This is a genomic window from Aeromonas sp. QDB56 (genome assembly GCF_027705505.1).
GTDB lineage: Bacteria > Pseudomonadota > Gammaproteobacteria > Enterobacterales > Aeromonadaceae > Aeromonas > Aeromonas caviae.
The window spans coordinates 32,912-56,683 of record NZ_JAPDBZ010000009.1; the positions used below are offsets into that span (position 1 = coordinate 32,912).

Annotated in this window: 19 protein-coding genes; 6 read left to right on the forward strand and 13 right to left on the reverse strand. The window is 62.7% G+C overall.

Translation table 11 applies throughout. The features are described from left to right. Positions 1-350 precede the first annotated feature (350 nt). The 4 genes from metN to rfaH all read left to right on the forward strand — a co-directional run bounded on the left by metN (position 351) and on the right by rfaH (position 3,454). Positions 351-1,394 carry a methionine ABC transporter ATP-binding protein MetN gene (gene metN, locus OKB81_RS02775; protein WP_103261496.1) on the forward strand — a complete coding sequence of 348 codons (1,044 nt, stop codon included), beginning with the start codon at positions 351-353 and terminating at the stop codon, positions 1,392-1,394. Next, on the forward strand, positions 1,375-2,028 hold the full coding sequence (locus OKB81_RS02780; RefSeq protein ID WP_160837498.1) for a methionine ABC transporter permease: 654 nt from the start codon (positions 1,375-1,377) through the stop codon (positions 2,026-2,028). Before metN ends, OKB81_RS02780 begins: the two co-directional genes overlap by 20 nt. Positions 2,029-2,054: 26 nt before the next feature. Beyond that, positions 2,055-2,855 (forward strand): methionine ABC transporter substrate-binding lipoprotein MetQ, encoded by an 801-nt coding sequence (gene metQ, locus OKB81_RS02785; RefSeq protein WP_010673183.1) that lies wholly within the window; start codon positions 2,055-2,057, stop codon positions 2,853-2,855. A 98-nt stretch (positions 2,856-2,953) separates the two neighbouring features. Continuing rightward, positions 2,954-3,454, forward strand: coding sequence for a transcription/translation regulatory transformer protein RfaH (gene rfaH / locus OKB81_RS02790; RefSeq protein ID WP_010673182.1), 501 nt, complete (start codon positions 2,954-2,956; stop codon positions 3,452-3,454). Between the two features lie 175 nt (positions 3,455-3,629). On the opposite strand, the gene OKB81_RS02795 is transcribed toward rfaH, so the two are convergent. The 6 genes from OKB81_RS02795 to arcB form a co-directional block, all read right to left on the reverse strand. Beyond that, a complete protein-coding gene (locus OKB81_RS02795; protein ID WP_270661949.1) occupies positions 3,630-5,606 on the reverse strand; it encodes a methyl-accepting chemotaxis protein in 1,977 nt (658 codons plus the stop codon). 37 nt (positions 5,607-5,643) lie between these two features. Continuing rightward, positions 5,644-6,855 carry an EAL domain-containing response regulator gene (locus OKB81_RS02800; protein WP_160839556.1) on the reverse strand — a complete coding sequence of 404 codons (1,212 nt, stop codon included), beginning with the start codon at positions 6,853-6,855 and terminating at the stop codon, positions 5,644-5,646. A gap of 62 nt (positions 6,856-6,917) precedes the next feature. Next, positions 6,918-11,120, reverse strand: coding sequence for a transporter substrate-binding domain-containing protein (locus OKB81_RS02805; protein ID WP_442865565.1), 4,203 nt, complete (start codon positions 11,118-11,120; stop codon positions 6,918-6,920). 144 nt (positions 11,121-11,264) lie between these two features. After that, positions 11,265-11,468, reverse strand: coding sequence for a hypothetical protein (locus OKB81_RS02810; protein WP_041211124.1), 204 nt, complete (start codon positions 11,466-11,468; stop codon positions 11,265-11,267). A gap of 293 nt (positions 11,469-11,761) precedes the next feature. Then, positions 11,762-13,138 (reverse strand): dGTPase, encoded by a 1,377-nt coding sequence (gene dgt, locus OKB81_RS02815; protein ID WP_160838212.1) that lies wholly within the window; start codon positions 13,136-13,138, stop codon positions 11,762-11,764. A gap of 29 nt (positions 13,139-13,167) precedes the next feature. Further along, complete coding sequence (arcB, locus tag OKB81_RS02820; protein WP_103244292.1) at positions 13,168-15,480, reverse strand: aerobic respiration two-component sensor histidine kinase ArcB; 2,313 nt, start codon at positions 15,478-15,480, stop codon at positions 13,168-13,170. 202 nt (positions 15,481-15,682) lie between these two features. Between arcB and OKB81_RS02825 the strand changes: the two genes are divergently transcribed. Continuing rightward, positions 15,683-16,681 carry a DUF2860 family protein gene (locus OKB81_RS02825; RefSeq protein ID WP_042881204.1) on the forward strand — a complete coding sequence of 333 codons (999 nt, stop codon included), beginning with the start codon at positions 15,683-15,685 and terminating at the stop codon, positions 16,679-16,681. Positions 16,682-16,742: 61 nt separating this feature from the next. Here the strand turns inward: OKB81_RS02825 and OKB81_RS02830 are convergent, their stop codons facing one another. From OKB81_RS02830 to OKB81_RS02845, 4 genes are all read right to left on the reverse strand, one after another. After that, complete coding sequence (locus OKB81_RS02830) at positions 16,743-17,435, reverse strand: DUF3334 family protein (RefSeq protein ID WP_029313837.1); 693 nt, start codon at positions 17,433-17,435, stop codon at positions 16,743-16,745. A 118-nt stretch (positions 17,436-17,553) separates the two neighbouring features. Continuing rightward, positions 17,554-18,000 (reverse strand): HIT domain-containing protein, encoded by a 447-nt coding sequence (locus OKB81_RS02835; protein WP_039040966.1) that lies wholly within the window; start codon positions 17,998-18,000, stop codon positions 17,554-17,556. A 73-nt stretch (positions 18,001-18,073) separates the two neighbouring features. Beyond that, the gene (locus OKB81_RS02840) at positions 18,074-18,697 is read right to left on the reverse strand and encodes a DUF2057 domain-containing protein (protein ID WP_128296945.1); all 624 of its coding nucleotides are present in this window, start codon (positions 18,695-18,697) and stop codon (positions 18,074-18,076) included. 74 nt (positions 18,698-18,771) lie between these two features. Further along, complete coding sequence (locus OKB81_RS02845; RefSeq protein WP_160838218.1) at positions 18,772-19,674, reverse strand: LysR family transcriptional regulator; 903 nt, start codon at positions 19,672-19,674, stop codon at positions 18,772-18,774. Positions 19,675-19,771: 97 nt separating this feature from the next. Between OKB81_RS02845 and OKB81_RS02850 the strand changes: the two genes are divergently transcribed. Continuing rightward, positions 19,772-20,374 (forward strand): short chain dehydrogenase, encoded by a 603-nt coding sequence (locus OKB81_RS02850; protein WP_041211120.1) that lies wholly within the window; start codon positions 19,772-19,774, stop codon positions 20,372-20,374. A 123-nt stretch (positions 20,375-20,497) separates the two neighbouring features. Here the strand turns inward: OKB81_RS02850 and OKB81_RS02855 are convergent, their stop codons facing one another. The 3 genes from OKB81_RS02855 to dapA form a co-directional block, all read right to left on the reverse strand. Further along, a complete protein-coding gene (locus tag OKB81_RS02855; protein WP_039040947.1) occupies positions 20,498-21,601 on the reverse strand; it encodes a phosphoribosylaminoimidazolesuccinocarboxamide synthase in 1,104 nt (367 codons plus the stop codon). 169 nt (positions 21,602-21,770) lie between these two features. Beyond that, positions 21,771-22,889, reverse strand: coding sequence for an outer membrane protein assembly factor BamC (gene bamC / locus OKB81_RS02860; protein WP_029313833.1), 1,119 nt, complete (start codon positions 22,887-22,889; stop codon positions 21,771-21,773). After that, a complete protein-coding gene (gene dapA, locus OKB81_RS02865; RefSeq protein WP_029313831.1) occupies positions 22,882-23,769 on the reverse strand; it encodes a 4-hydroxy-tetrahydrodipicolinate synthase in 888 nt (295 codons plus the stop codon). The genes bamC and dapA overlap by 8 nt, the downstream gene beginning before the upstream one ends. Positions 23,770-23,772 lie beyond the last annotated feature (3 nt).

A 23,772-nucleotide genomic window follows, 5' to 3' on the forward strand; every position in this document is an offset into this window, starting at 1 on the left:
GCAGGAGGAAGGGGAAACCGGCAGCGATGCTGCCCGGACGACCGGGTACCTTGTCCGAAGGGGAGACATCAAATCGACGACATAAAAGATATTTACCAGCTTATATTCGGACCAATGTCATCAAATCGGAATCTTATATTGATGCTGGTGGTTATACCTCCACACCATAGTCAAATGGCGGGAATCCTTATCCATTTTTTAGACGTCTAGACGTAAAAACATGCGTTGACACAGCCATCCGGACATCTTAGCATCATCCTCCATGATGACAGAGCTACCCAGTGAAACCTCTGCCCAATTTACCCGCCTGTAGCGCCCTGTGCTTTAAGGCTGTTAGCACGGAAGAATCCATGATTAAGTTGATCGGTCTCAACAAAGTCTACGGTAAAGGCAGTGATGCCGTGCACGCCCTGCGTGACGTGAGCCTGCATGTGCCCCAAGGCAAGATCTTCGGGGTGATCGGTGCCTCCGGTGCCGGCAAGAGTACCCTCATCCGCTGCGTCAACCTGCTGGAGCGCCCCACCGAGGGGCAGGTCATCGTCGATGGCCAGGACCTGGTCGCCCTCAGCGAGCGGGATCTGACTCAGGCTCGCCGCCAGATCGGCATGATCTTCCAGCACTTCAACCTGCTGGCCTCTCGCACCGTCTCCGCCAACATCGCCTTCCCGCTGGAGCTGGCGGGCTGGAGCAAGGACAAGATCCAGAGCCGGGTCAGCGAACTGCTGGCCCTGGTCGGGCTGGAAGCCCGTGCCCACGCCTATCCGTCCGAGCTCTCCGGCGGGCAGAAGCAGCGCGTCGCCATCGCCCGTGCCCTGGCACCGGCTCCCAAGGTCCTGCTGTGTGACGAGGCCACCTCGGCCCTCGACCCGCAGACCACCCGCTCGATCCTGACCCTGCTCAAGGAGATCAACGTCAAGCTGGGGCTCACCATACTGCTCATCACCCACGAAATGGACGTGGTGAAGGGGATCTGCGACGAAGTGGCCATCATCAGCGACGGCCATCTCATCGAGCAGGGGGAAGTGGCCTGGTTCTTCAGCAATGCAAAGACCCAGCTGGCCCGGGATTTCATCCACTCCACCATCCACCTGGAAGTGCCCCAGGAGTATCAGGATCGGATGAGTGCCGAGCGGGTGCCCGGCAGCTATCCCCTGGTGAAGCTCGGCTTTACCGGGACCACGGTGGATTCGCCGCTGATTTCCGAGGCGAGCCGCCGTTTCAACATCGACATCAGCATCCTGAGCGCAGACATCGAATACGCCGGTGGCGTCAAGTTCGGCTTCCTGCTGGCGGAACTGTTCGGGGACGAGGCCCAGTGCGAGGCCACCCAGCAGTTCCTCATCGACAACCACATTCAGCTGGAGGTAATGGGTTATGTCCGAAGCAATGATTAATCTGCTGATTTCGGCTCTGGGCGACACCCTCATCATGGTGTTTGCCTCCGCCCTGTTCGGCTGCCTGCTCGGCCTGCCGCTCGGCGTGGCGCTGCACGTGACCAAGGCGGGCCAGATCCTGGCCAATCCGCTGCTCAACAAGGTCCTGGGCGTCATCGTCAACGTCGGTCGCTCGGTGCCCTTCATCATTCTGCTGGTCGCCATCATTCCGTTGACCCGCTTCATCGTCGGCACCAGCATCGGCACCATCGCCGCCATCGTGCCGCTGACCGTGGGCTGTATTCCCTTCATCGCCCGCCTGGTGGAAGGGGCCCTGATGGAGGTGCCTGACGGCCTGCTGGAAGCGGCCAAGGCCATGGGGGCCAAACCCCTGCAAATCATCACCAAGGTGCTGCTGCCCGAGGCCCTGCCGGGGATCCTCAACAGTGTCATCATCACCCTCGTCACCCTGGTGAACTACTCCGCCATGGCAGGTGCCATCGGAGGCGGTGGTCTCGGTGATGTGGGTATTCGCTACGGCTACCAGCGTTTCGATCCCACCGTCATGCTGGTCACCGTGGTCATTCTGGTGGTGCTGGTTCAACTCATCCAGAGCGCGGGTGAGCGCCTGGTCAAACAATGTGATCATCGTTAATCGTCGATTTCTGACAGGAGGTTTTTATGAAATTGGGCATCAAATCCGCAGCAGCTGCGCTGCTGGCAACCCTGGTACTGGTCGGTTGCGGCCAGAAGGAAGAGAACAAGACCCTGAAGGTGGGCGCCATCGCCGGTCCCGAGACCGAGCTGGTTGAGACCGCGGCCAAGGTGGCCAAGGAAAAATACGGCCTGACCGTCGAAGTGGTCACCTTCTCCGACTACGTCACCCCGAACGTGGCCCTGAACGACGGCAGCGTCGACGTCAACGCCTTCCAGCACAAGCCCTACCTGGATGCCCAGATCCGTGATCGCGGCTTCAAGCTGGTGCCGGTCGGCAACACCTTCGTCTACCCGATCGCCGGTTACTCCAAGAAGGTCAAGGCCCTGTCCGAGCTGAAAGACGGTGCCCAGATCGCGGTGCCGAACGATCCGACCAACCTGGGTCGTTCCCTGATCCTGCTGGAGAAGCAGGGCCTGCTGAAGCTGAAAGAGGGTGCCGGTCTGGAAGCGACCGTACTGGACATCGCCAGCAACCCGCGCAACTTCAAGATCGTCGAGCTGGAAGCCGCACAACTGCCGCGCTCCCTGGAAGACGTGGATCTGGCCATCATCAACAACACCTTCGCCGGTCAGATTGGTCTGACCCCGACCGAGAACGGCCTGTTTGTCGAAGACAAGGAGTCCCCCTACGTCAACCTGATCGTTGCTCGCGAGAACAACAAGGACGACGAGAAGGTCAAGGAGTTCGTCCAGTCTTTCCAGACCGACGAGGTCTTCAAGAAGGGGACCGAGCTGTTCAAGGGCGGTCTGGTGAAAGGTTGGTAATCACTCACTCTGGAAAAAAGGCCACGTCAAGCGTGGCCTTTTTTTTTTACCCCCGTTATGATAGCCGCAAGCACGGCAACACGAAAAACAGAACAACAATGAAGAAATGGTATCTGGCCTACTGCAAACCCAAGGAAGAGGCCCGCGCCCGCGCCCACCTGGCAGCCCAGGGCGTTGAATCCTATTACCCCATGGTCGAGATTGAAAAACTGCGGCGAGGCAAGCGCGTGCCCCAGCGCGAGCCCATGTTCCCCAACTATCTCTTCATCTACGTGGATCTGGAAGAGGTCACCCCGGTCACCCTGAAATCGACCCGGGGCATCAGTCGCATCATCCACTTCGGCAAGGAGTGGACCCCCGTCAGCAGCCAGCTGATCTACCGGCTCATGAGCCGGGACGACAGCGACGAGGCGCGCGCCAGCTATGCCCGTCTGCCGACCCAGGGAGACAAGGTACTTATCGAATCCGGCCCCCTCGCCGGGTTTGAAGCCATCTATCTGGAGCCGGATGGCGAAAAGCGGGCCATCCTGCTGGTCAACCTGCTCAACCAGGAGACCTGCAGCAGCTTCGAAAACCAGGCCTTCCGCCGCCTGGAGTGACCCGTCCTGTCGGCAGAAAGAGCCACAGGGCAGTACACAAGACACCATCCCCCTGATTCCGAACGGTCAGGACCGCACCTGCGACGTGCATCCTTCCACCACCAGGTTATCGGGCCGAAAAAAACGGGGCAGACCCGCAGACCCAGAGGTCTGCCCCATTTTTCTCTCCCTTGCGTCAGGCATCCAGTTCGAAGCGGCTGATGGCCGATGTCAGTCTCCCGGTCTCCCGGGTCAGGCGGGCGGCGATCTGCTCCCCCTGCTGGCCATGCTCGCTGGACTGATGGCTGAGCCCGGCAATCTCCTCCACCGTGCCCGCCACCTCCTGCGCCGCCCTTGACTGCTGCTCGGTGGCGGTGGCGATGGCGGCAAGCTGGCCGCTGAGATCCTGCACCAGCGTCGCCATCGACTCCAGGGTCTCGGTCACCGAGGCCACGGCGCCGCGCCCCTGCTCCACCAGCAGGGTGCCGCTGCCCACGGTATCCGCGGTCTCCCGGGTCTGCTGCTGGATGCTGGCAATGGTCTGGTTGATCTCCATGGTCGATGCGCTGGTGCGGCTGGCCAACTGCCTCACTTCATCGGCCACCACGGCAAATCCCCGTCCCTGCTCACCGGCCCGCGCCGCCTCGATGGCCGCATTGAGTGCCAGCAGATTGGTCTGCTCGGCGATGGTGGCGATCACTTCGGTGACCCTCCCCACCTGCTCGCTCTGGCTGCTGAGCTGCGTCATCGCCTGGTTTGCCTGGGCAATCATGGCACCAATCTGCGCCATGGTGGTCCCCATGCGGGCGAGGGCCTGCTCCCCCTCCCTTGCCTGTTGCTCGGTCTGGCGAGCCGCTCCCGCCGCGTCCGCAATGTTGCCCGCCACATCCCGGGTACTGACCGACATCTGCTCGATGGCGGCTGCCACCGCATCGAGCCGCTGATTCTGGCTTGCCAGATCATCCACGATGGCATTGGTGGTCTGGCCCACCTCGCGGCCAGCCCCTTCCACCTGACCGACCGCCCCCTGGATCTCCCCCACCAGCTCGCGCAACTGTGCCGACATCCGGTTGATGGAGCCCGTGAGCCCTCCCAGCTCATCCTGACGAAGCACGGGCAAGGGGATGACGGGGAGGCGGCCATCGGCCACCAGGCCCGCCCGTTTCACCAGGCTGGCGATGTCCCGGGTCAGGCGCCGGCTGAACAGCAGGGCCACCAGGGTGCCCAGCAGGATGACGCTGGTGGTGGCCAGCAGCAGGGTGCGGTGAATAGCCTGACTGGCGGCCGCCATCTCCCCCGCCATCTTGTCCACCTCGGCACGGGTATGGGTCACCTGAGTCGCCAGCTGACCCGCCAGCCGGGTCAGGGCGGGCTCTATCTCGGTGGCCATCAGGTGGTTGGCCCTGTCCCAGTCCGGGGCCTGGCGCTTCTCGATCACCTGGCCGACCAGCTCGGCAAAGGGGGCTGACATCTCTTCAAAGAGCGTCCAGAGCCCCTTTTGTGCCTCGGTGAAGTTGGCCTCCTGCTGTTTCAGCTCGGCCACCCGCTGCTGGTGAAACTGGTAGTAGTCCCGGTACTTGTCCAGGTACTCCTTCTCCCCCGAGATGAGGAAATCCCGCAGGGCGGAGAGCGCATTGCCCAGGCTGTTGTAGGCATCCCCCACCTGCTTGAGCAGCAGGCGCCTGTCACCGGGCAACGTCGCCTGGGGCGTCGCCACCTCTTCATTGGCAAAAGACTGCAACTGATCGAGGGCCGACTCCGCCAGGGGGCCGGCCTCCAGCAGCATCAGGGTGTGGGCGGGCAGGTTCTCTTCGGTGTGAGCCAGGGCCCACACCTGTGACTGTGCCCCCTTGAAATCCTTGAGTGCCCGGGTCAGGTCGGGGGTGAAACGCTGGCGATCGATGGCGTGCCAGGCATCTTCCCACTCCTGCTTGATGCGATCACCCTGTGCCGGATCCTTGCCGAGGATGAGATAGGCCCGCAGGGATGAAACGGTGGCAATCAGGGCTTTCTGGCTCGCCTCGTCCCGCTGCAGGGCGGGCAGGGCCTGGGCCAGCAAGGCATCTTGCGAGCCTTCGATCCGGCCGAGCTGATGATAGACAAGGGCGGAGGAGAGAATGATGAGCAGGTTGATAAAACAGAAGCTCAACAACAACTTGCTTGATATTTTCATGGCCATCCTTGGAATTCGTCGGGCATCCTGCCCGGGATTAGCGTCTGATGAGCGCGGGCAAACGAGCCTGCCAACCCTGATGCCATCCCATCAGCTCCTCACGGGGCATGGGACGGGCGGAGAAGAAGCCCTGGCATTGATCGCACCCCAGCTTCGCCAGCAATTGCCAGGTCGCCTCATCTTCGACCCCCTCGGCCACCGATTTCAAGCCCAACTTGCGAGCCAGCTCGATGCTGGACTCGATGATGGCTAGGCGAGAGGGATCTTCATAGCAGCGATCCACGAAGGATCTGTCCAGTTTCAACTCGGTAAAGGGGAGCAGGGCGAGCTGCTGCATGGAGGAGTAGCCGGTCCCGAAATCATCGATGGAGAGACCAAAACCGTGCATCCGCAAGCGGGTCAGCACCTCCAGCGACTTGCCGAGATCCTTGACGAAGGCGCTCTCGGTCACTTCGAGGGTGATGAGCTCGGGGTTGATGCTCCAGCGCTGGCAGTGGCTGAGCAGGGTGTTGCACAGATCTCCCTCGATGAGGGAGGTGGTGGAGAGGTTCATCGACAGGTTCAGGGAGAGCCCGGTCTTCTCCCACAGGTGGCCGTCCCGCAGCGCCTTGCCGATGATCACCTCGGTGAGCGGGTCGATGAGCCCGTTGTGCTCCGCCAGCGGGATAAAACGGGCCGGCGAGATGAGGCCATATTCGGGGTGCTGCCAGCGGGCAAGCGCCTCCATGCCGAGCCACTCCCCGTTGTGAAAACCCACCTTGGGTTGATACCAGGGCAGCAACTGGTCCTGATCCAGCGCCCGGCGCAGCTCATCCAGGGTCAGGTGATAACCATCCTCTTCCTGGCTGCGCACCTGCTGGGGCCGCCAGGCACCGATGAGCTGCGCGATCTGCTGGGGAGACGCGGGTTTCTCGATGCGCCCCAACACCTGCAGGCCATAGGCCCGGCTCATGCGCAGCACGGCATCGACCACGTCATCCTCCAGGGCGCTGCACAGCACAATGCCGCCGCGGAACCCGCCAAGGGAGAGGCGGCGCAGCAGCGCTATGCCATCCATGCCCGGCATGCGCAGATCGCAGAACAGGATGTCGACCCTGTGGTGCTGGCACTGTGCCAGCGCCTCCTCCCCGTCCTGCGCCTCCAGCAGGTTGCCGTAGCCCAGTCCGCGGATCTGGTGCATCAGGGCCTTGCGCTGGAAGTTGTGATCCTCCACCACCATGATCGCCAACTCATGCCGTGCGCTATTCATCGAGCCATAACCCCGTTTCACCTCTGATAGAGTCCATCAATGCCTGTACCGCCCTGGCCAGGTCATCGAGCTTGTCCAGTTGTTTCAATCTGGCCGCCGCCTCCAGCCGGGCCGCCTCCTCTGCCAATGCCTGCTGTCCTACCATGCGCGGCCCCCTTGATGCGATGTGCCGTCTCCACCAGCGCCTGGGTATCCTGGCTGGCCAGCGCCAGCCTCATGTCCTCGCCATCCTGCTCGTTGGCTTCCAGGTATTCGCTGGCCATGCTGCGAGCCACCGCCTCATCCCCGAACAGGGTTAACCAGCTTATGCCTGGCAGCTGAACCCTGGCTTGCCGGGGCGCCTCCGAGGCGAGCTGTTCTTCCTGAGTCGGCAACCAGCGTCCCAGGGTCTGGCTCAGGGCATCCAGGCTGTAGGGCTTGAACAGCATGTCGTTCATGCCGGCATCACGCATCTGCTGGCTCGCCTCCTCAGAGGTATCGGCTGTCACCCCTATAATAGGAGCTCTGTCCCCGGCATCCCGCAAGGCTCGCGTGAGGGCATAGCCATCCATCACCGGCATGTGGCAGTCGGTCAGCAGCAGGGCGAAGTCCTGCCCCTGCCAGGCGCGCAGCGCTTCCTCGCCATCTTCCACCACCTCGGATTCGAGCCCCAGGATAGCGAGCTGCCTCGTCAGCAATGCCCGGTTGACGGGGTGATCATCCGCCACCAGCACCCACCCCCTGAGCTTCTTCCCCTCCATCCCCATCGACTGGCTCGCCTGCTGGTTGAACAGTGACTGGCAGGTTTCCAGCAACAGATCGGGGTAGAGAGGCGATTGTCCCAGTCGCCACCAGGCGTCGCCCCCCATGCGCCCCCGCAGGGCCTCATGGGGAGAGAGTACTATGCCCTTGAGGTTCGAACGCTGCAAACAGGCCAGCCAGTCACTGCCAAGGGCCTGTTCCAGGTGATTCTCCTGCGCCAGCAGATGCCCCTCGAGGGGCTGCTGCCAATGGTGTGCCTCCATGCGAACCAGTCTGGCGCCCAGCCTGGCCATCACCGATTCCAGCCCCTCATCCTCCCCAAACCACCACCATACCTGACCGGTCAGGGGCGGCGCTTCCCACTGGCACTCGGCCAGGGGCAGCGTGAAGGTCACGCAGGTGCCCATTCCGGGGGTACTTTCCAGGGTCAGGCTCCCCCCCATTTTCTGGGTGAGTTGATGACAGATGGCAAGCCCAAGCCCGGTGCCGCCAAACCGGCGATTGGTGTCGGACTCCACCTGCTTGAACGGGATGAAGAGGGTGCGCTGCTGCTCCAGGGCGATGCCGATCCCGGTATCCCGGACCCGGAAGGCCAGCCGGTCGTCTTCATAATCCACCTGGATGGCGATCGCCCCTGCCTCGGTGAACTTCACCGCGTTGTTCAACAGATTGGAGATCACCTGCCCCACCCTTATCCCGTCGATGCAGGCCAGATCCGGCACCGTCTTCCCCCACCGCAGCGTCACGTTAAGCCCCTTGCCATAGGCCAGGGCCGCATGTCCCCGGATGACATCGCAAATCACCGAGGTCAGGCGGCAGTGATGGGGGTGCAGTTGCAACTGCCCGGCTTCCATCTTGGAGAAGTCCAGGATGTCGTTCACCAGATAGAGCAGATGGTTGGTGGAGGTCGAGATATTGCGCAACATGTAGCGCTGATCGTCGTCCAGCGCACTCATTTGCAGCAGCTCCAGCATGCCGTGCATGCCGGAGATGGGAGTGCGAAGTTCATGACTCATGGTGGCGAGGAAGCGGCTGCGCGCCTGGGTCGCCTCCTCCGCCACCCGCCTGGCCTGGCGCAGCTCCAGCTCCTGGCGCTTGAGCTTGGTGATGTCCTGCACCACGCCGTTCAATATGACCCCTTCAAGCCCCTCCTGGTGAACGAAATGACCACGGATCTGCAAATAGCCCGCCTCCCCCTGGCGCCGGATCTCCACCTCGAGATCCAGCGGCTGCATGCTCAGGGCATGACGATCCACCGTGGCCACGAAGTCCTCGTGCGCCTTGCCTGTCAGCCCCAGGATGGAGGCACCGGTGACCGCCATGCCGACCAGGTCCTCTTCGACCCCCACCATCTCCCTGACCCCTTGCGAGGTGTAGAGGAAGTGCCCCTTGCCCGGCCCAAGCCAGTGATACTGATAGACCAGACCCGGCATGCTGTCAGTGATCTGGGTCAGCCGGGTCTGCGCCTCCTGGGCCGCAAACCGCGCCTGCTCCAGCTCGGTCACGTCGGTCAGCACGGTCAGGATCCCGAGCCGCTTGTCATCGGGCCCCGCAAAGAGCCGCTTGGTGTATATCATCTGGTGCAGGCGATCGTCATCAAACCGGATCTCGCCCCGGCCATGGAGCTCCTCTCCGCTCTCCCAGACGCTGGCATCCTCCTCCATCACCCTGGCACGGATCGACTCGGGCAATCGATCCTGGAGCAACCGCTCATAGGAGCCCGTCAGGTTCTCCCCGCCGAGAAACATCTGCCGATACGCCCGGTTCGTCATTGCCACTTCATAGCGCTCGTTGGTCAGCACCACCTGGTTGGGCAGGGCATCCAGCATCATCTGGACAAACATCAACTGCTCCTCGAGCCGCCGCTCGGCCTCCCGCCGCTGGCTGATCTGGCGGCGCAACGTCCGGTTCCAGCCCATGAACAGCAAGAGGCAGAGCAGGAAGATGCCGCCGCCAAGGGAGGACCAGAGCAGCACCGTCTTCGGATCCAGTCCCGTCTGTATGGTCAGGGAGAGCCACTTTTTCTCCAGGGCGGAGAGTTCGTCGGGGGGAATGGCGATCAGCACCTTGGTGAGGATCTGCTGCAGCATGGGGTCCTGCAACTGGGTCGCCATGGCGATGGGTACCCGCAGGTCGCTGCCGGAGAAGACCACCTGGTAGCGGTCGCTGAATCCCTTTTGCAACGACTGCTCCAGGGTGGTGGTGCTCATCAGCACATAGTCGACCTTCTGCTGGTCCAGCAGGGGCAGCAATTCGGCATCGCTGGCCACCGGCACGGCGATGGCCCCCACCTCGTTCAGCAAGACCTGCTCCACCGAGCCCCCCACCATGCCCACCCTGTGCCCTTTCAGTGCCCTGGCGGCGGTGAGCTCGGCCATCCCCTGCCTCGCCACGACCACCCGGTTGATCGACGCGTAGTTGGGGGTAAAGCGGGCAAACTGCTGACGCTCCGCGGTGGGAGTCATGGCCGGGATGAGATCCAGCTTGCGATCCTGGAAGAGCGCCATGCTCTGGGCCCAGCTCCGGGTCGGCACCAGGGTGAACTGGAGCCCGGCACGCTGGCTCATCAGTGTCAGCAGATCGGCAATGAGCCCCTTGAGCCGCCCCCTGTCGTCCACCTCGCTCATCCCGGGCCAATCCGGGGCAACCCCGTAGCGGATGACCGGATGTGCTTGCAACCACGCCTGCTCCTGCGGATTGAAGACGATCTCCCTGCTCCTTTTCACCAGGGCATAGTCGAGGATGTCCCCCGCCTCCAGAATGGCGCGACGCTCCAAGGGAGAGATATCCTCGAGGGCCCGCTCCAGCAATCCCTGCAAGACATCATTCCTGGGCGCCACGGCCATGGCGAGGGAGGTATCCCTCATCCAGTCGATCCTGGCCAGCGCCATGCCCGCCATGGCTTGCAGCCTGTTCAGCATGGGCAGCTCGGCCAGGTAGGCATCCGCCTTGCCCTCCTTGAGCATGAAGATCGCCTCGTCCCGGCTGTCGGCCGTGATCAGGTTCGAGATCCCAAGGCGCAGCAGCTCATCGCAGGCGCTGACACCGAAGACGCAGACCCAGCGCACCCCATAGGCCTCCTCCAGGGAGAGGCTCTCCCGCCCCCCCGTCAGCAGCACGGCGCGGGGCAGTGCCATCAGCTCGGAGGTAAATTGCATCTGCAGGGTGCGGGTCGGGCTCGGTGCCACCCCGATCAACATGTCGACCTTGCCATCCAGCAAGGCCTGCTGGACCGCCGCATTGTTGGCATAGGCACGGTAGCGAAGGCTCACCCCCAGCCTGGCAGCAATCTGGGAGGCGAACTCATCCAGGGGGCCGGTGAAATTGCCGCGCCCATCGGTATAGACATAGGGTGGCCAGGCCGCCGAAGGCATGCCGACGACCAGTTCATCATGGGTGGCAAGCCAGTGCAGTTCGTCCAGGGTGAAGTTGCTCTGGTCCAGTTGCGCCGGCGCAGCCGCAACCATCAGGCTCCAGAAAGCCAGACCACATAGCAGGATGAGACGAAAGCAGCGGCGGAACATTATCAACTCCCATACGAAACGGAGGGGGATCATAGAGTGTTTGGCGCAATGTGCGACAACTAAATTGAGACAATGCTCATCAGGAAAGAAAAATGGCAGGCCCAGGCCTGCCATCCACCAGGTCGGGGGCCGGGCCCCCTCCCATCAGGTTATTCGGTTCCCGAGCCGGAAACCGGTTTGAAACTCCCGCTCACGGATGTGGGCGATCTGCACTTCCTTGCCTTCCAGCCCGATGTCTTTGAGCAGGGCAGGTGAAAGATGCAGGTAGCTGACGCGACGCTCCAGCCGGGTGATCCTTTTTTGAACCAGGGTCTCTACGTGGCGCAGCAGTGCGAGTTCGATAGACATAATATTCTCCAGTTGAACGTGCGGTTCCCCCGGAGAGAGGTGATCACCCTGCGGGACAACCGCGGGTGATGAAAAAAGCAGGTGTTACCTGTCCCCTCCACGCGGCAAATAAAGAGCACGAGTCTTCGCGCTGCCAGAGCAGCGATCGAACGCAACGTTGAACATGGAATGTTGCATGGTCGTCTCCTTACCGTGTGAAAGTTGAACAAGTTGCCGCAGTGTAAAAAAACACCGAATTTTACGCAATATCTCTCCCACCCATATGGGTGGAATGCGGCCAAAAAGAGGTTCAGTCAAATCCCTGACAACAGCCGGAACTCCTCCAGTGCATAGGTATCCGTCATGCCGCTCACATAATCGAGCAGCAGCCGCACCCGGTAGTACCACTCCTGCTCACTCTCCTTTTCGAAACGGGGATCCCGGCTCGCCACCGCCAGCCGGTACGCCTTGAGGTGGCGGGCAGAGAGGCGGTGGAACAGCCGCCGGGCAAAGAAGAGCTCGCTCCCGCCGTTGCCTGCGAGCAGCCGCTCGAACTGGCTGACGGGCAGGGCCAGCAGGCTGGCGTAGGTGGAGAGCACCCCGCGCAGGGCGGCATAGCCTTCCAGCTCCAGCGCCTCCACCTCCGGGCGCATGAACACCAGCCCGCGAGCCACCCGCTTGAGGGTATCGAGTACCCGGGCTGCCGGAGCCTGACCGTGCAGCAGCGCCTGGGGATAGGCCCCGCTCAGGATCTGATCGTGCTCGGCCACATAGGTATGGGCGGCCAGCGCCACCAGATCCCGGGTCAGATGCTGGCGAAAATGGGGGAAGAACCCCCGACCGGAGGCAAGCGCCTCATCGAGCAGGTCGGCCATGTAACCGCCCTCGTCCGCCTCGCGCAGAGCTGCCAGCAGCTCGATCTGGGTGAGGATGCGCCTGTCCACTGCATCCTCGAGATCGGCGATACAGTAAGAGATGTCGTCCGCCGCCTCCATGATGTAGACCAGCGGATGACGGCACCCCTCGGCCAGCCCCAGGCTCTGGCCGAGGGCACGATAGAGGGGTTGTTCGCTGAAGAAGATGCCGCGCTTGCTGGTCCAGCCGTGGTGCTGACCATAGCCCTGTGGATGGTGCAGGCCCGGCAGGGGCTGCTGCGGGTATTTGCACAGCGCCGCCAGCTGCCCCAGGGTGAGGTTCAGCTCATGCAGGCTGTGCACCAGTCGCAGGCTCTGGGCATTGCCGTCAAACACCAGCAGATCCTGGCGAAGGGTTGCCCACTGGGGGCTCGGCAACTGGTCGTGGGCACGGGCGAAGAGGCCGTCCAGCTCCTGGGCAAGCCACTGACTCATCACCTGCTCGCCGAAATGGCCAAACGGCGGGTTGCCGACATCGTGCAACAGGCAGGACATCTCCACCAGATTGATGAAGGCCCCCTCGCACACCACTCCGGCTGGCAACGCCGCCAGGATGCGGCGACTGATCTGGCGACCGGTCTCCTGTACCTCCAGCGAATGGGTGAGACGGCTGCGCACCGAGGCTTTCACATCGAGCGGAAAGACCTGGGTCTTCTGCTGCAGGCGGCGCACCGGCGCCGCCTGCACGATGCGGGTGCGGTCTTGCTCCGTCGCCTCCAGCAGGTCTTCGTCTCCCCAGGGGTGAATGCGCTCGGGGGGGATCAAACGGTCATACATGTCGTGGCTCCTTGCCTGAGGCGTCGTGTCTACGAGAGCAGCCAGCGCCGCAGGCGGGCGATGTCACCCGGGTATTCCCGGCGCAGGGTTTCAATCCAGTCTTCCACGTTCTCCCACCAGGCGGGGTGATCCGGGCTCTGGATAAGCTGGGCCGTCTGCTGCAACCGGCGCAGGCCGATGGAGCCCGCCGCCCCCTTGATCTTGTGGGCCTCCTCCACCACACCGGCCTGATCCCTGGCAATCATGTTGGAGTCGAGCACCGCCATGTAGTCCGGCATCATCTTCTCGAACAGCTCGACGCTGGAGAACAGCACCGGCTTGCCGACCGTGCTGGCGTAATCGGTGAGGAAGGGCAGATCCAGCAGGGCATCCTGATGGTGGACATCGTCCTGCTCGTCCGCCTCGTCCCCGGCAAGATCCGCAAACAGGTGGCCTATCACCTCCCGCACCGCCTTGGAGCCCAGCGGCTTGTTGATCACATCCTGCATGCCGTGATCCCGGTAGTACTGGCGATCGCCGGTGGCGTTGGCGGTGAGCGCCACCATGGGGGGCAGGCTGTCGCCGTAGCGCGCGAGCAGTTGCTCCGCCACATCGAACCCCGTCATGTCCGGCAGCTGGATGTCGAGCAGGATCAGATCGAAATCATCCGGGTTGGCCATGGCCAGCGCCTCTGCACCATCCCGCGCCACCTTGACCTGATGGCCGAGCTTGTTCAGCAGGGCGCAGGCCACGGTGACGTTCAGCTCCACATCCTCCACCAGCAGGATGTCGAGGGAGGGCATCTCGGGCTCCGGGGCCGCGGCCCTGGGCTCGACGCAGTCCACCTCCAGCTCGGCGGTGAAGCAGGCGCCTTCGCCCGGGTCGCTGTCCACATAGAGTTGACCGCCCATGGCCTGCACCAGCTGGCGGGAGACCGCAAGACCGATGCCGGTACCGGTGGCGTGCTTCTTGCCCTGCACCTGATAGTACATGGCGAAGATCTTCTCCTGCTGGGCACGGGGAATGCCGACCCCGGTGTCTTCCACCTCGAAGTGCAGCGCCAGCTTGCCCGGTTCATCAGCGGCGTGGGCGAGACAGCGTATGGTGACGCCCCCTTCATCGGTGAACTTGACCGCATTGCCCACCAGGTTCCACAGCACCTGACGCAGCCGGGTGCCGTCCGCCATCACGAACTGGGGCATGTCGCCGTCCCGGTCGAAGTGCAGGTAGAGCCCCTTCTGCTCCGCCTGGATGCGCGACAGCGTCTCCAGCTCGTCGAGGAAGGCGGGCAAATCCAGCGGAGCCGGCGCAATCTCCAGCCGGCGACGGTCGAGCTTGTCCAGATCGATGATGTCGTTGAAGATGTTGCCGAGCGTCACCGCGCTCAGGTGGATGGTCTTGAGCTGCTGCTGCTGTCTGGCATCGAGGGGCGTATCCATCAGCATCCGGCTCAGGCCCACGATGCCATTGAGCGGGGTGCGCAGCTCGTGGCTGATGGTGGAGATGAAGGTGGTCTTGTCCCGACTCGCCTTCTCCAGCTTGTCCTGGTACTGCTTGCGCTCGGTGATGTCGCGACCAAAGCCGAGCAGGCCGAGCCGCTTGCCGAAGCGGTCGAAGAAGGGCACCTTGCGCAGCTCGAAGTAGGCCTTGCGGCCATCGGGATACTCCAGCCACTGCTCATAGGTGAGCGGCTCGTTCTGGGCGAAGACCTGCTTGTCGGTCTCCACCACCTTGCTGGCGATGTCGTGCTTGTAGACATCGAACGGGGTCAGGCCGATGAGTTCCGCTTCCACCTTGCCGGTGAGCTCCTCCATGGCGCGGTTGCAACCGGAGAACTGCTCGTCCTCGTTGCGGTAATAGACCAGATCGGGGGAGCAGTCGATGAAGGAGCGCAAGAGGGCGGTACGCTCCCCCAGATGCAGCTGGGCCTTCTCCCGCTGGAACACTTCGTTTTCGAGATCCTCGATGGCTTGCTGGCGCAGGGTCTCGGCCCGGTTGGTCTCGGCGATCTGGGCGTTGAGCCGGCTGATGTTCTCCTGCAACTGGCTGTTGAGCTCGAGATCCCGCTCGCGCATGTCTTGCAACTTGCGCACCATCCGGGTCAGCCGTTGGCGGGAGTCCTCCAGCTGATCCACCACGATGGAGAGAAAATAGACGGCCCAGGGGGTCACCAGCAGGCCGAAGAAGACAGAGCGCACCAGGTCGACGATGTCCACGGTGCCGCGCAAAAACAGGGTCACCCCCATCTGGATCGACACGGCCAGCACTATGATGGCGGTGGCCAGGAACATGCTGAAGCGCACCAGTCCCAGCTTGGTCATCAGGTCGACGTAATATTGCGCCCAGGATTTGATCTGCTTCATCTCGTTGTTTTCTCCCCTTTTCTTGCGCAAACAGGATACCAGTACGGCGCCATGAACTCTTGTCCGTCGCGTATTCAATTATTGATTAACGTCACACTCCGGCTGGGGTAGCATGCCTGCCATGCTTCAGTCAGCATCGGTTCCACCGGGATACCGGGGCGCACTGTCACCCTTCTCATTCGTTATGTCAGGAGCATACCCGATGCGAAATCATGTTCTGTTGAGCCTTGGCCTGCTGGTCGCCACCACCGCCCACGCCGATCTGGGGGAGATCCCCCGCCAGACCGGCTGGTCCGGTTTTCTGCTGGGCGGGGTCAATGCCGGCAGCCACAAGTCCAACTTCTATGCCGGTGACGACAGCAACAGCCGTATCGATGATCTGGGCTCCCCCGGCCGCGAAAGCGGTCTGAGCCCGCTGCTCAATGCCGATATCCGCTACACCTTCGCCGATACCCGCACCCAGGTCTTCCTCGGCAACCTCATCCAGGACGCGGTGCGCTTCGACTTTACCCAGCAACTCGGTCTGCGCCAGGAGATGGGTGACAAGGGTATCGTCGCCACCTCCCTGGTGTTCAACCTCATGCCGGTGGAAGTGTGGAGCGATCCCTTCGCCACCGGCGTGGACCGCAGCGCCACCGATCTCACCTCGAAAGGGGTGCGCTTTGCCTGGGACAGGATCTGGGGCAGCAACGTCTACGCCACCCTGACCAGCCGGGAAGTGGAGCTCGACGAGGAGCGCAGCGGCCAGCAATATGACCTGACCCACGGCACCCACTACGCCTCCATGCTGAGCCGCAACGGCAAGGTCCACGACCTGGCTGTCTCCTACCAGTACCACTTCGGCGGCGACCAGCTGCTGGAGCCCGCCTTCCTCTACAAGGAGGCCCGCCTGGACGGGAGTGCGGAGAGCTTCAAGAACACCGGTCTGCAGCTGACCTATGCCAAGCGCGCCTCCCAGTGGTCCATCGTGAGCAACCTCTACGCCGGCAAGCGCAAGTATGACGAGGCGAATCCCCTGTTCGGCCAGCGCGCCGATGCCAGCGAGTTCGCCCTCAATGGCACCTTCTTCTGGCACAACCTGTTCGGCATCAAACCCCTTGCCGCCACCTTCACCGCGGCCTACTCCAGCGCCGACTCCGACATCGACTTCTACGATGCCGAGGCGCTTCGCTTCAGTACCGGGCTGCTTTACAACTTCTGACCCGCCCCAAGCAAGGAGGCCACCCCCGGGGTGGCCTCTTCATTTGCACAACCCTCGACCATCAGATGCCGAGGGAATCCAGCAGATCGTCGTGCTCGTTGCTCGCCGGCGCGGCCGCCGGTGCCGGTTTGGCTGACTGCTTGGCCTGGGCGATCAGCTCGTCGGGATCCACCTCCTCCTGCACGCCGCCATCATGGATCCGGATAAACTCCGTCTTGTCCATGGCCAGCTCCAGATAGAAGATGTTGTTGCTGGCGGTGAAGAAGGTCACCCGGCGGGTCTCGGGATTGTCGAGGTTGGTGTCGACGCTCAGCATCACCTGCTTGTTGAGCGCCAGCATCTTGGGCTGGTTCTGGGTGATGTGGGTCTGCAGCTCGCGCCCCACCTTGGTGGTGAAGCTGCCGACGATCTGGTTCATCAGCTCGCCCATGACGTTGCTCACCTCGTCCGAGGTGTGGGAGATGGCAAGATCCTCCTTGGAGAGCCCCATGCTCAGCATGTAGCTCTGGTAGAGCTCCATGGCCGCGGCGGCGGAGAAGTTGATCACCACCAGCCCGGAGAACCCGCCGTCAAACAGCACGAAACAGCCGATGTCAGGCTTGAGGCAGGTCTTGCTGATCCGCTGCACCATGCCGGAGAAGCGCACCTGGGTCTGGGTCGCCGCACTCAATACGCTCGTCACCGAATTGCACAGGCTCAGCAGTACGTCCTCTGTGGTCAATACGGCATCATCCTCGGATCTTGTCACTATCATGGAACCTTCCTGCTGATCGAAATAATGGGGCTGTCACTCGTGTCGCCCATGTCACCATGCACCGGCGCGATACGCTAACAGATTGCGTGATCCCGGTGCCCAAAGCGCGAGCCACCTCTCACTTGACTGGATTATCAGTCAGAAATGGCTGAAATCCATCCAGGGTAGCCAGACGGGTTTGCCAACTGGCAGCCGCCCCTTGCAAGGCCTGCTCCTCATAGGGAATGGCGGGACAGGCACCCCAGATGGGACCGGGCCAGGCCGCATCCGAGCTGAAGCGGGCCACGTGGTGCAGGTGCAGCTGAGGCACCAGATTGCCGAGGGCCGCCACGTTGATCTTGTCCGGGCCGAGTGCCCGCTCCATCAGGGTGGCGACGGCGCAGGACTCCTGCATCAACTGCTGTTGCTGCTCGGGGGCCAGATGATGGATCTCCCGCAGGTTGGCGACCCGGGGCACCAGAATCAGCCAGGGATACTGGCTGTCTTTGGCCAGCAGGACGCGGCACAGGGGCAGATCCCCGAGTATCCGGGTATCCGCCTGAAGGCGGGGGTGCAATTCAAACATGGGGGCCTCGCTGATCAACATGGGCACATCGGGAATCAAAGATGTGCCCACGTTACTGCAACGGGGAGCAAACTTAAAGGCGCGGCACGGCCCAACCGATGAAGCGCTTGCGAAGCGCGGGGTCCGCCTGCAGGAAAAGCTGTTGCAACTGCCCTTCCAGGGCGCTGGCCGGCACGGAGGAGGCCCGGGGCGTCGCCACGGCGGCCGCAGCCACATCCGCCGCACCGGCGAGCACGGCAGGCCCCTCGCCACGGTTGTACTCCATCAGCCTGGCATGCCAGTCCATGCCGATCTGCATCCCCTGCACCACCAGCGTATCCTGGCGCACCTCGAGGGGCTGTCCCCCCGCCACCAGGCCCAGGACAGGGGCCCTGGCGTAGCGTTCCATCCCGGCCTCGTCCGCAGGCACGGGAGCCTGCAGGCGCACCGACTGCCCGCGGGCCTCATAGCGAAGCACCTGGGGCTCGGAGCGAACCTGGCGATCGTTGTCGCTGCTGTTGCGACTCGGGATCACCCCCTCGTAGCGCACCAGCAGTTGCTGCTCTCCGTCGGCCAGCACGGCGTGCTGCTCGTCCTGCACCTTGCCTGCGCTCACTGCCAGGATCTGGAAATCCCGGGGCACCTCGACCCTGACCTCGGCCTGCACACCGCCGCAGCACAGCAGCGCAACCCCTGCCCAACCCTGATGACGCTTCATTCCCTGACTCTCCTTTCGAGATGAAGGGCGCAGGGTAGCAGCCCCAGATGACAGAAAAATAACGGGATGCAGGCTCACCCCAGCAGATAATGGGGCCGCTCGGCAAACCACTGGGCCAGCACCTGCTTGAACAGCCGGATCTTGCTCGGCACCCGGCGCTGCTGGGCGTGCAGCACATGGATCGGGTGCAGGCCGGTCTGCCACTCCGTCAGCACGGCCACCAGCTCCCCTCGGGCCAGGCTGGCCTCCACCAGCATCAGTGGACACTTGGCAAAGCCCATGCCCGCCCGGGCCAGTTGCAGCAGGGTGCTGTAGTGGTTGGCCCGCACTCGCCCCTGCACCAGGATGTGCGCCTCCTCCTCCCCCTGGCGAAAGTGCCACTGCTCCCAGTCCGGGTTGTGGCCCTGCAGCAGGCAGGAGCGCCCCCCCAGCTCATAGGGAGTGGCGGGGATCCCCTCCCGGGCCAGCAGGGCGGGGCTTGCCACCACCACATCCTTGAGCCTGCCGAGCGGCAGGGCCACCAGGTTGTCGGGGATCAGCTCCATGGCCCGCAGGGCGATGTCATTCTCCCCCTGGCTCATGTCGATCATGGCATTGGTGAAGTTGAGCTCGACCTGGACGCCGGGGCACAGCTCGGCAAAACGGGCGAGCAGTTCGCTCACCATGCGGTCCCCCGTGCTGACCGGGCAGGTGAAGCGCAAGCGGCCGCTGTCCTCCTCGGTCAGGGCGCGGATCCCCTCCTCCGCCTCCCGGGCCAGGGCGAAGATCTCGCCGGCCTGCTGGTGAAGCACCCTCCCCGCCTCGGTCAGGCTGAGTCTGCGGGTCGTGCGCTGGAGCAGCTGGGCATTGAGGGCGGACTCCAGGGCGCTGACATGGCGACTCAGCATCCCCTTGCTCACCCCCAGGGCATCGGCAGCGGCGGAGAAACTGCCCCGCTGCACCACTTCATAGAAACTGGCCAGGTGAGTGATATCCATCATTAGCACAAATATAGAAACAATGGGTTCATCATAAGCGCTTTTTCTCCCTTTTTATCCCGCTATCATCAACTCATCTCAACCAGGAGCGATAGATATGAAGATTGTGATTGTGGGTGCCTCCGGCACCATTGGCGCCGCCGTCAGCGAACTGCTTGCCCAGGATCACCAGGTGATCCGGGTCGGTCACAGCCAGGGGGATGCCAGAGTGGACATGCGCGACCCCGCCTCCATCCGGGCGCTCTTCGAGCAGGTCGGGTCCTTCGATGCCCTGGTGGTCGCCAGCGGCAGCGTCGCCTTCAATGCCCTGACCGAGATGACGGACGAGCAGTGGCAGGTGGGGCTTCAGAGCAAGCTGATGGGCCAGATCAACCTGACCCGGGCCGCTATTGCCCACCTGAGCGACCGTGGCTCCATCACCCTCATCAGCGGCATTCTGAGCGAGGAGCCCATCCACTGGGGGGTGAGCGCCACCACCATCAACGGTGCCATCGAGCACTTCGTGAAAGGTGCCGCCTGCGAGCTGCCAAGGGGCATTCGCATCAACGTGGTGAGCCCCACCGTGCTGGAAGAGTCCATGGGCAAGTATGCCGACTTCTTCCCGGGTTTCGTGCCGGTACCCGCCGCCCGGGTGGCCCAGGCCTACAAGAAATCGGTACTGGGGGTACAGACCGGCCAGATCTTCCGGGTCAATGGCTGAGCGCTCCGGACAACCCAATGAAAACGGGCCCCGTCATGGGGCCCGTTTTGTCATCTGCGTTGCAAGCGCCTCCCCTGCCACCGGCAAACGTTTGTTCGCCTGCGGCAAAAAAAGCGGTCGGCCTCAGTCGATCAGGCCGTACTGCTCCCGCAGTACCTCGATGATCTCCTGTTTCGGATTGGCACTGCGTACCAGCGGCTGACCGATGATCTTCTCGGCGATCCCCACATAGGTGCGGGAGATATCCATCATCACCTCGGTGGGCAGCTTGTTGTCACGGGCCAGGGCGAAGCGCTCGGGCATGCGGTTCTTGTTGAGCAGGATGTCCGGATCCGGGAAGTGGTTCAGCAGCCACTGGCGGAAGCCCTCTTTGGACTTCTCGATGATCTCGCCGCCGCGAAGGGCTGCGCCGTCCCAGATGCGGGAGCTGTCGGGGGTGCCCACTTCATCCATGTAGATGAGCTTCTCGCGACCGGCGGCATCGGTCACGTAACCGAATTCGAACTTGGTGTCGACGAAGACCTGATCCAGGGCAGCCAGCGCCTCGCTGATGACGTTGAAGCCCTCTTTGAGCAGCGCCTCGTAGCGGTCGATGTCCGCCGGGGAGCGGAAGCCGAAGGCCTGATGGTGGCGCTCGATGTCGCCGCGGGAGACGTTGACGTCGTCCGCTTCCGGCACGCCATCCAGCCCCTTGAGGATCCCCTTGGTGGACGGGGTGATGAGGATCTCGGGCAGCTTCTGATCCTTCTTGAGCCCTTCCGGCAGGGTGATGCCGCAGAATTCCCGCTCACCATCCTTGTAGGCACGCCACATGGAGCCGGTGATGTACTGGCGGGCAATCGCCTCGATCATCACGGGACGGGCTTTTTGCACGATCCAGACGAAGGGGTGCGGGATGTCCAGGATGTGGCTGTCCGCCAGCCCCTGCTCCTTGAACAGCTTGAACCAGTGGCTGGAGATGGCATTGAGCGCCGCGCCCTTGCCCGGCACGCCGTTCAGACCGTCCACCCCTTGCCAGATGCAGTCGAAAGCCGAGATGCGATCACTGATCACCATGAGGGCCAGGGGCGTATCGGCCGGCACATCATAGCCTTTCTCCCGAATGAGCCGGGCACTGTCTGCCGGGGTCAACCAGTAGACGCTGCGCACTTTGCCGGAATGGACAGGTTTATCGGTACGGATCGGCAAATCGTCGTTCACCGCCAATACTTGATCTGCAAGACTCATGGCTAATAACACTTCCTGTTGTGGGACTAGTTAGGCAGGGGCACCAGACCCCTGTCTGTGGGGGATTCACATCATCAGGTACTCAGGCCCGGGGCAACCGGCTCGGCACGCTGGCCCTGCGGCAACCCGGACATAACAAAACAGGGGCGCGAGGCCCCTGTTTCCATGCTTACTTCGCCCCCTGATCGGCCAAGCCCTTGGCAAAGGCCTCGGACAGGCTGATGTACATCTGGGAGATGACACCGGATGCGACAGGTTTCTTGTCCTTGTCGAACAGGGTGATGGAGGTCTTGCCGCCCGTCATCTCGCCGAGCTGGAAGCGATACTTGTCTTCCTCGAGCTTGAAGGGCTCCGCTCCCTTGGCCTTCCAGAACTCGCTGTCCGGCTCGTCGTACTCCACGTCGATCCAGCCCAGGGACTGCTGGGTGTCCTTGATGGTGAAACCATAGGCAGGCAGCACCTGATTGAGGCGGCGCCACACCTGGTCAAACGACCCTTCGGCAATCCAGGCGCTCAGCTCGTTGTTGTCCAGACCCAGCTCCAGCCCCATGCCATCGCTGGACTTGTGCTGTTCACGGGCCTTGAGCTGCTTGTCGTAATAGAGGGAAAACTGGTTCAGGGCGCGGGTGGCATAACGCTGGGCGTCCGCCGGCGTCAGCACAGTGCTGGTCTCGCCGTCGATGGTCTCTTCGTGATCCAGCACCCGTACCGACATCTTGATGGCGTGACGCTGCACATCGTTGCGCAGGGTGAACTGGTAACGCTGACGGATCTTGAAGTCATCGTCATCTTCCGCCCAGCCATCGAGCACCGCTGAGTTGTCAAACCAGCCGGTCTGCAAGACGCCGTCCTGTTGATCCAGCTTCTCGGTGGTGACCTTGTGTTCGGCCAGGAAGTTCATCAGGAAGGCCCAGGTATCGCGCTCCACGCTCTGGGAGGTGCTGAGGGCATAGAAGGCGACGGTTGGCTCGCTGGCATTGGCCACCACCTGGCTGCCCGGCACCACGGTGAGCAACTGGGCGGGCGGACGCACGTCCACCTTGGCCCCGAGGGCGCCCTCACGGCTGCTCTCGGGCAGGGCCGGAATGTCGAAATTGCTGTTAAAGGCGGGGGTACTCAACCCGGCGGGCACAAGGAAGGCGCGGCCTTCGAGGCGGCTCTCTTCATACTCGAAGCCACGGTTGGCCATTTTGCGTTCCTGGGGTGAGCTGCAGGCAGCCAGCACGGCCACCGTCGCGACACTCAGTACCAGGCGCACTGCATTTCCCTTTCCATTTGCTTTAAACACTCGCCATCAACTCCGCAGTCGTCAGTGCTCGCGCCATCGCCGCTTCCCCCTCGGGGGTGAGATCGGTCAGGGGCAGACGCAAGGTCGCCGTCGCCATCAATCCCAGCCGGGCACAGGCCCATTTCACCGGGATGGGACTCGGTTCACAGAACAGAGTCTGATGCAACGGCATCAATCGATTGTTGATGTCATGAGCCTGCCCGGCATCACCGGCCAGGGCAGCACGACACATGTCGGCCATCTGGGGCGCCGCAATATTGGTGGTGACCGAAATGACACCATCGCCCCCTTGCAGCATAAAATCACATCCGCTGGCGTCATCGCCACTATAAAGCGCAAAATCCGGCCCGCACAGTTCGCGCAGCAGCGGAGTACGGCCAAGATCGCCAGTCGCTTCTTTCAAACCTATGATGCCGGGCACCTTGGCCAGACGGGCCACCGTCTCGGGTTTGAGGTCACAGCAGGTGCGACCGGGCACATTATAGAGAATTTGAGGCAGACCACTAGCCTCGGCGATCGCACAATAGTGACGATAGAGGCCTTCCTGGGTGGGTTTGTTGTAATAGGGGGTAACCGAGAGACCCGCCACCACGCCCATGGTGGCGAAACGCCGGGAGAGGGCGATGGCATGAGCAGTATTGTTGGAGCCGCAGCCCGCGATGACGGGAATGCGTCCGGCGGCGTATTCCACCGTCTTCTCAACCACGGCGATATGTTCCTGCTCGCTCAGGGTGACCGACTCTCCCGTGGTTCCCACGGCGACGATGGCGCTGGTCCCGGCATCCACATGATATTCCACCAGCGCTGCCAGACTGACCCAATCGATGTCGCCCGAAGGCAGCATGGGGGTAACGAGCGCAACAATACTACCGCGTAACATGGA

Excerpts from the sequence above, each read along its gene's own strand:
- OKB81_RS02835 (WP_039040966.1), bottom strand. The coding sequence starts at position 18,000 with ATGTTTGAATTGCACCCCCGCCTTCAGGCGGATACCCGGATACTCGGG.
- metQ (WP_010673183.1), top strand. The coding sequence starts at position 2,055 with ATGAAATTGGGCATCAAATCCGCAGCAGCTGCGCTGCTGGCAACCCTG.
- OKB81_RS02840 (WP_128296945.1), bottom strand. The coding sequence starts at position 18,697 with ATGAAGCGTCATCAGGGTTGGGCAGGGGTTGCGCTGCTGTGCTGCGGC.
- OKB81_RS02855 (WP_039040947.1), bottom strand. The coding sequence starts at position 21,601 with ATGAGTCTTGCAGATCAAGTATTGGCGGTGAACGACGATTTGCCGATC.
- OKB81_RS02845 (WP_160838218.1), bottom strand. The coding sequence starts at position 19,674 with ATGGATATCACTCACCTGGCCAGTTTCTATGAAGTGGTGCAGCGGGGC.
- OKB81_RS02805 (WP_442865565.1), bottom strand. The coding sequence starts at position 11,120 with ATGTTCCGCCGCTGCTTTCGTCTCATCCTGCTATGTGGTCTGGCTTTC.
- rfaH (WP_010673182.1), top strand. The coding sequence starts at position 2,954 with ATGAAGAAATGGTATCTGGCCTACTGCAAACCCAAGGAAGAGGCCCGC.
- OKB81_RS02795 (WP_270661949.1), bottom strand. The coding sequence starts at position 5,606 with ATGAAAATATCAAGCAAGTTGTTGTTGAGCTTCTGTTTTATCAACCTG.
- OKB81_RS02830 (WP_029313837.1), bottom strand. The coding sequence starts at position 17,435 with ATGATAGTGACAAGATCCGAGGATGATGCCGTATTGACCACAGAGGAC.
- OKB81_RS02780 (WP_160837498.1), top strand. The coding sequence starts at position 1,375 with ATGTCCGAAGCAATGATTAATCTGCTGATTTCGGCTCTGGGCGACACC.
- arcB (WP_103244292.1), bottom strand. The coding sequence starts at position 15,480 with ATGAAGCAGATCAAATCCTGGGCGCAATATTACGTCGACCTGATGACC.
- OKB81_RS02825 (WP_042881204.1), top strand. The coding sequence starts at position 15,683 with ATGCGAAATCATGTTCTGTTGAGCCTTGGCCTGCTGGTCGCCACCACC.
- OKB81_RS02810 (WP_041211124.1), bottom strand. The coding sequence starts at position 11,468 with ATGTCTATCGAACTCGCACTGCTGCGCCACGTAGAGACCCTGGTTCAA.
- dgt (WP_160838212.1), bottom strand. The coding sequence starts at position 13,138 with ATGTATGACCGTTTGATCCCCCCCGAGCGCATTCACCCCTGGGGAGAC.
- OKB81_RS02800 (WP_160839556.1), bottom strand. The coding sequence starts at position 6,855 with ATGAATAGCGCACGGCATGAGTTGGCGATCATGGTGGTGGAGGATCAC.
- OKB81_RS02850 (WP_041211120.1), top strand. The coding sequence starts at position 19,772 with ATGAAGATTGTGATTGTGGGTGCCTCCGGCACCATTGGCGCCGCCGTC.
- metN (WP_103261496.1), top strand. The coding sequence starts at position 351 with ATGATTAAGTTGATCGGTCTCAACAAAGTCTACGGTAAAGGCAGTGAT.
- dapA (WP_029313831.1), bottom strand. The coding sequence starts at position 23,769 with ATGTTACGCGGTAGTATTGTTGCGCTCGTTACCCCCATGCTGCCTTCG.